The 6,070-nt window shown below is 69.6% G+C and carries 5 protein-coding genes; all 5 read right to left on the bottom strand.

The window, feature by feature from the left end; genetic code table 11:
* Window positions 1-378: 378 nt before the first annotated feature.
* The 5 genes from ACZ6ZD_RS09865 to ACZ6ZD_RS09845 all read right to left on the bottom strand — a co-directional run bounded on the left by ACZ6ZD_RS09865 (window position 379) and on the right by ACZ6ZD_RS09845 (window position 6,048).
* Complete coding sequence (locus ACZ6ZD_RS09865; protein WP_465670246.1) at window positions 379-1,260, bottom strand: LLM class flavin-dependent oxidoreductase; 882 nt, start codon at window positions 1,258-1,260, stop codon at window positions 379-381.
* Between the two features lie 198 nt (window positions 1,261-1,458).
* Window positions 1,459-3,354 (bottom strand): phosphoenolpyruvate carboxykinase (GTP), encoded by a 1,896-nt coding sequence (locus tag ACZ6ZD_RS09860; protein WP_465670244.1) that lies wholly within the window; start codon window positions 3,352-3,354, stop codon window positions 1,459-1,461.
* A gap of 326 nt (window positions 3,355-3,680) precedes the next feature.
* Window positions 3,681-4,829: a hypothetical protein gene (locus tag ACZ6ZD_RS09855; RefSeq protein WP_465670243.1), complete on the bottom strand. Its 1,149-nt coding sequence runs from the start codon at window positions 4,827-4,829 to the stop codon at window positions 3,681-3,683.
* On the bottom strand, window positions 4,826-5,413 hold the full coding sequence (locus ACZ6ZD_RS09850; RefSeq protein ID WP_465670242.1) for a hypothetical protein: 588 nt from the start codon (window positions 5,411-5,413) through the stop codon (window positions 4,826-4,828). Before ACZ6ZD_RS09850 ends, ACZ6ZD_RS09855 begins: the two co-directional genes overlap by 4 nt.
* A gap of 80 nt (window positions 5,414-5,493) precedes the next feature.
* Window positions 5,494-6,048 (bottom strand): hypothetical protein, encoded by a 555-nt coding sequence (locus ACZ6ZD_RS09845; protein ID WP_465670241.1) that lies wholly within the window; start codon window positions 6,046-6,048, stop codon window positions 5,494-5,496.
* Window positions 6,049-6,070 lie beyond the last annotated feature (22 nt).

Here is a 6,070-nt window from a genome sequence, read left to right as displayed (position 1 = left end):
CGGAGACGGCTCGTGCCACACAGCACCCCGCCTCGGGAGAGCTGTCTACGACGGGGAGTCGCGGCCTGCACCCGCCTCCGGGAAGCGGCTCGTGCAACACAGCACTCCGCGTCGAAGAGCTGTCTACGACGGGGAGTTGCGGGCCTGCACTCGGCCCGGAGACGGCTCGTGCGACACAGCACCCCGCCTCGGGAGAGCTGTCTACGACGGGGCGTTGCGGCCTGCACTCGGCTCGGAGACGGCTCGTGCCACACAGCACCCCGCCTCGGGAGAGCTGTCTACGACGGGGAGTCGCGGCCTGCACCCGCCTCCGGGAAGCGGCTCGTGCAACTCGCCTCTCCGTGTCGGGAGAGCTGTCTATGACGGGGAGTTACGGCGTTAGTTCTTGAGGAGGTGTTTGGCTTGGGCTAGGCGGATTACGGAGGCGGGGGTCATGGGTTCGGGGGAGATTATTAGGTGGTCGGCGCCTAGGGTGCGGTAGGTGGTTAGGAGGTCGGCTAGTTGGGGGAGGGTGCCGGCGAAGGCGGTGGGGTCGGGGGCGGTAGGGGATTGGTCTGGGTCGCGGATTACTAGGCCGATGGTGGTGGCGACAGGGCGGCCTACTTCGGCGGTGGTGGCTCGGAAGGTTTCTAGGCGGTCGGTGAGTTTGTCGGAGACCGCGCCGTACCAGGCGGTGTTCCAGGCGTCGGCCCACTCGGCGGTCAGGCGGAGCATGCGGGGGCGGGCGCCGGCGACGAGGATCGGGATTCGGCGGTCGGGCGGCGGTGCGAGCGTGGCGTCGGCGGTCTTGTAGTAGGTGCCGTCGTACGTGACCGTCTCGCCGCGGACCAGCCGCGCGACGATCTCCAGCCACTCCGCGAACCGCCCGAACCGGTGGTCGGTCGGCAGTCCGAAGGCCTCGTACTCCGGATCGTGCCACCCGGCCCCGACGCCGAGGATCAACCGCCCACCCGACACCTCATCCAGCGTCGCCGCCATCTGGGCGGTCAGCCCCGGGTCGCGGAACGACGAGCAGAGCACCATGTTCCCCAGCTCAACCCGCTCGGTCACCGCCGCGACCGCGCTCAGCAGCGTCCACGACTCGTGCATCCCCGCGACGTTCCCGTCCGGCCCCTTGTAGAAGAAGTGGTCCGCGAGCCACACCGAGTCCAGCCCGGTCTCCTCCGCGGCGAGCGCCATCGCGCGGACGTCGTCCCAGCGCGGCATCCCGCCCGTCGGCCCGTCCGATCCACCCACAGGCAACATCACACCGATCTTCATGCCGCCAACCGTGTACCGAGCAACGGGTAGATGTCCACCAACTTCCGCCCCGGCGACCCGACCCACGCCTGAGACCCCAGACCACTACCCGTTCGTCGGCACACACAGCGCGGCGCCCCGGTCATGGTGAGACCAGGGCGCCGCGTTGCAACCCGCCGCCGGCTTCCGACTCGGCGGCGGAGATTCAGCCGAAAGGGGTCAGCCCAGCCGGGCCTTCAGGTGGTCGAGCTCGACCTTCAGCTCCGCCGGAACGGTGTCGCCGAGCTTGGCGAACCACTCCTCGATCAGCGGGATCTCGGCCTGCCACTCCGCAGCGTCCACGGCGAGCGCGATCCGCAGCTCCTCGTCGCTCAGCTCCAGACCGGATACGTCGATCGCGTCGGCCGTCGGCACGTTCCCGATCGGCGTCTCGACCGCGGCCGCCTTACCCTCGATCCGCTCGATCATCCACTTCAGCACGCGCCCGTTCTCGCCGAAGCCCGGCCAGACGAACTTGCCGTTCTCGTCCTTGCGGAACCAGTTCACATAGAAGATCTTCGGCAGCTTGGCCGCGTCGTTGTCCTTGCCGACGGTCAGCCAGTGGTCGAAGTACTGACCCGCGTCGTACCCGAGGAACGGCAGCATCGCCATCGGGTCGCGCCGGACGACGCCGACCTGGCCGACGGCCGCCGCGGTCGTCTCCGAGGACAGCGTCGCGCCCATGAACACGCCGTGCGCCCAGTCCCGCGACTCGGTCACCAGCGGCACCGTCGTCGCGCGCCGGCCGCCGAAGATGATCGCGGAGATCGGGACGCCGTTCGGGTCGTCGTACTCGTCGGCGATGATCGGGCACTGCGTGATCGGCGTACAGAACCGGCTGTTCGGGTGCGACGACAGCTCACCCGAGGCCGGCGTCCACTCGCGGCCCTTCCAGTCGGTCAGGTGGTCCGGCGGGGTCGGCGAGTAGCCCTCCCACCACACGTCGCCGTCATCGGTCAGCGCGACGTTGGTGAAGACCGAGTTACCCTTCTCGATCGTGCGCATCGCGTTCGGGTTGGTCTTCCAGCCGGTGCCGGGGGCCACCCCGAACAGGCCGAACTCCGGGTTGACGGCGTACAGCCGGCCGTCCTTGCCGAACCGCATCCAGGCGATGTCGTCGCCCAGCATCTCGACGTCCCAGCCCTCGAGCGTCGGGTCGAGCATCGCCAGGTTGGTCTTGCCGCAGGCGCTCGGGAACGCCGCCGCGACGTAGTGGACCTGCTTCTCCGGCGAGGTCAGCTTGAGGATCAGCATGTGCTCGGCCAGCCAGCCCTCGTCCCGCGCCATCGCGCTCGCGATCCGCAGCGAGTAGCACTTCTTGCCGAGCAGCGAGTTGCCGCCGTAGCCCGAGCCGTACGACCAGATCATCCGCTCCTCGGGGAACTGGACGATGTACTTCTCCTCGTTGCACGGCCACGGGACGTCGGTCTGCCCGGCCTCGAGCGGCGCGCCGACCGAGTGCAGACAGGGCACGTACTTCGCGTCGGCGCCCATCTTCTCGAGCACCTCGGACCCGGTCCGGGCCATGATCCGCATCGAGGCCACGACGTACGCCGAATCGGTCAGCTCGACGCCGAACATCGGCTGCTCGGCCGTCAGCGGGCCCATGCAGAACGGGACGACGTACATCGTCCGGCCGCGCATCGAGCCGCGGTACAGCCCGGTCATCAGGGCTTTCATCTCGGCCGGGTCCATCCAGTTGTTGGTCGGACCGGCGTCCTTCTCCTCGACCGAGCAGATGAACGTGCGCTGCTCGACCCGGGCGACGTCGCTCGGGTCGGTGCGGACCCAGAACGAGTTCGGCTTCTTGGCCTCGTTCAGCCGGACCATCGTGCCGGCGTCGATCAGGCCCTGCGCCAGCTCGGCGTACTCCGCGTCGGTGCCGGTCACCCAGCGGATCGACTCCGGCTGGGTGAGCTCGGCGACCTCGGCCACCCATGCCAGCAGGCCCGCGTGCGCCGTCGGCGCGCCGGACAGGTCGTACGCCGACGCCGGTGCGGCGGTGGTCGTCGTCGGAGTCGCGAGCGCGGTCTCGGTGCGGTCGGCGGTGTGGCTCGGGCTGGCGGTGGTCGTCATCGGCGGCTCATTCCCTCTCAGCTGTCGGCCCGGCCGCCGCTCGGCCCCTCGACGCTGAGGGAACGGGTACGGCACCGGCCGCCGGGGTCTCCGGCGGTTCGATCCAGCGGACTGGCGATGTGATCTGTCGCATACCAGTGATTGCAGTGGACGCATACCAGTGTGCAAGTGGTACTAACGGTACGCGACCACATGGGGTGCTGTGAACCGCTCGAACGTGAACCCGGTCACAAAGTTTTGGCGACAATCGCTTTCCGGCCGACCTTGTGAAAATGAGAACGGCCCGCGGGGAGCCGCGGGCCGTTCGGTGAAGATTTTCCGGTGGTTCAGCTGGTCTGCCGCCAGATGTCATTGACGATGCGCTGGACGTCGGGCTCCTCGCCGGGCCGGCCGTAGACCGCCGCACCGACCAGCCACCACTGCCCGCCGCTCTCGAAGGCCCGCGTCATCGACACCGCGTACGGCTTCTCCTGGACGGTCAGCCACGTCCGCGCGTCCTTCGCGGTCGTCGGCGCCGGGGCGTCGTACACCTTCGTCCACTGCCGATCGAACTCCGCGCGCTCCGCCGTACAGGCCTTGAGGTCGGTACAGGCGTGCAGCGCGATCCGCGCGTCCGGCGTGAGCTTGCGCCCGGTCGACCGGTCGTCCACCTGGATCCGCCGGAAGGCGACCTTGGACGACTCACCGAGGAACTCCACCACCGGCAGCCGCGGCCACCCGATCGCGAACGGCAGCTCCGCCTTCGTCACCACCTGCACATCCGCGCCGACCGGGTACGTCGCCCCGATCAGCCCGGGCTTCCCGTCCGGCCGCACGTACGGCGCGGTCGTGATCCGCGGCAACGCCGGCAACAGGATCGGGGACGGGAACGGCGACGGACTGACCGCGGCCGCGGCCGGCGGAGGCGGCGCCTCACTCTTCACCGCACTCCCGACCGCCGCACCAACGGAGTACGTCGCGGTGAACACCACCAACACGACCGCCGCGGCAACGCCGTACCGCCACCCACCCAGCCGCCGCTCGAGCTCAGCCAACCGACCGCCTGCCTTGCGGTCTTCATCCCCGGAAGCAGCTGGCCCGCTTTTGTACGCCGGCGCGACCCCGCCGTACTGACTGAGCTGCGCGCGCACCTCTTGGAGCGACTCGTCGTCATTCCCGAGGACGCCGTCCAGTGGGTCGATCAGCCGCTCGGCGCCGGACTGCCCGGGGACCAACTGCGTGATCGCGTACGGCCGATCGGCAGTGAAATTCGCGGCCCACAACGGCGTCTCCGCCTGCCCCGGCTCGAGCGCCGCACCCCGCCCGGCCTGCACCAACCGCTCCTGCACAGCCTGATCCCGCGCGCCCGCTTCGGTCAGGACGAGCGCGACGACGTCCATCCCCGTGAACGACCGCCCACGCCACACCTCCGCCAACGGATGCGCCAGCAGCCGCTGCCCGAACTCGTATCCGGCGATTTCCGGCGCGTCGTTCACTTCGTCTCCCAGATGGCCCGGTCCGCCAGCACGATGGCCGCCCGCTCAGCCGTCTCCGCCTGCACCGGATTCGCCGTGTACTCCACCAGCACCAACAGATCCGCCCGCTGCACCAGCACCTTCACCTGCCAGCTCTCCCCGGCGACCCCCTTCGCCGTCCGACTCGCTTTCGTCGGGTACGGCCGCCCCGCCACCTCGTCCAGCGGCGACCGATCGAACGCCTTCCGAGCCATCGCCTCCGGCGTGTACGGCGCCTCCCCAGCCCCCGCCAACCGTCCGCCGTACGGCGTCAGCGTCACCCGCAACACCCCCGACGAGAACGCCCCCGCCTCCGCCCGGCTCGTCCCCGCCGAACAACTCACCGACTCCCGCCCGCTCTGCACCAGTCGCGTCGCCCGCATAGATGCCTTAGGCAACAGCCCACTCACATCCCCCAACCGCGCGCAGACATCCCCCGCCAACCGCCGCGCCGGCACCACGTCGTCCTCTTCCATCGGCCGCCCGACCGCAAACCCGAAACCACTCCCCACCACCCCGGCCACCCCAGCCGCAATCCCCAGCCCCCGAACCCATCGACTACCCATACCCCCGACCCTAACCACCCCAAGGTCCGCCCACCCCCAACCGGCGACCGGCGTACCACCCCAGTACGCCGGCCCACCCCTCAGCCCATCAGCGTCTTGACCGACCCACCCGACTCGGTCAGCTTCTCCCCGAGCCCCTTCAACGCATCCCCGACCGTCCCGAGAATCCCCGACAGATCCGCCAGGTTCCCCGCCAGACTCTCGATCTCCGTCGCCACCCCGCCGATCTGCCCGCTCCCGTCGTTCAACCGCCGAGCCGCCGCATCCCCGATCCCCGGGATCTTGTCCAGCTCCCCCGCCAACCCGGCCAGCATCCCCGCCGCATCCTGCAACCGATCCTTCGCGGAGTTCATCGTGCTCGCACTCCCCGTCAACGCCTTCCGAGCCCCACCCTCCCCGTCGTCCCCCACCAACGCCCCCGCCGCCTTGGCCGCCTGCTCCCCCGCCTCAGCCAACCCAGCCCCAATAGTCCCCAACAACTCCGGCAGCTTCCCCAGGAACCCCACCGCCCCATCCGGCAGCCCCCGCACCAACTCCAGCACCTTCTGGAAGTCGTCCGAGTTCTCCATCACGAACCCGACCGCCTTCTTCACATCCCCCAAATCACGCCCACCCAACAACTCCTCAATACCCATACCCCGGACCCTAGAGCCCCTC

It is taken from the genome of Kribbella sp. NPDC104218, assembly GCF_055584105.1.
Note: the sequence above shows the minus strand (reverse complement) of the source record. Positions and strands in the feature narration are given on the sequence as shown.